At 56.4% G+C, this 385-nt stretch carries 1 protein-coding gene; it reads right to left on the bottom strand.

Annotated elements, in window-relative coordinates; all coding sequences use genetic code 11:
• Nucleotides 1–385, bottom strand: a 385-nt coding sequence (locus tag H6B10_RS15615; RefSeq protein ID WP_204652377.1) for an FtsX-like permease family protein, incomplete at both ends; no start/stop codon positions are given.

Here is a 385-nt window from a genome sequence, read left to right as displayed (position 1 = left end):
CCACCGTAGTGACGCCATCGAGCCGTGCAGTAATGATGGGGGTGAGTACACCACCCAGCAGCCAGCCCAGCAACAAACCGATGGGAATGCCGATCAGGGAAAGCAGCAGGGCCTGGATTCGGATGATTCGCCGCAGTTGCCGGGGTGTGGTGCCGATGGTTTTCAGAAGACCGTAAAAACGGATGTCCCCTGCCACCGAGATCTGGAATACGTTGTAGATGATGAGATAGCCGGTCAGGAGAATGAGGGCCAGCATCCCCACAATAATAACCACTACGGTGGGGTCCAGTTTGTCCGAAAGCTGTGCCCCGGTATAGCCCCAGTTGACACCAATGGCGATATAGTTGTCTCCCGCCGTCTGTGACTGGTAGCCGTGGTTTGTCAG

Origin of the sequence: Gemmiger formicilis (genome assembly GCF_016901605.1) — a bacterium.
Taxonomy (GTDB): domain Bacteria; phylum Bacillota; class Clostridia; order Oscillospirales; family Ruminococcaceae; genus Gemmiger; species Gemmiger formicilis_B.
This window is presented reverse-complemented; position numbering and strand designations above follow the sequence as displayed.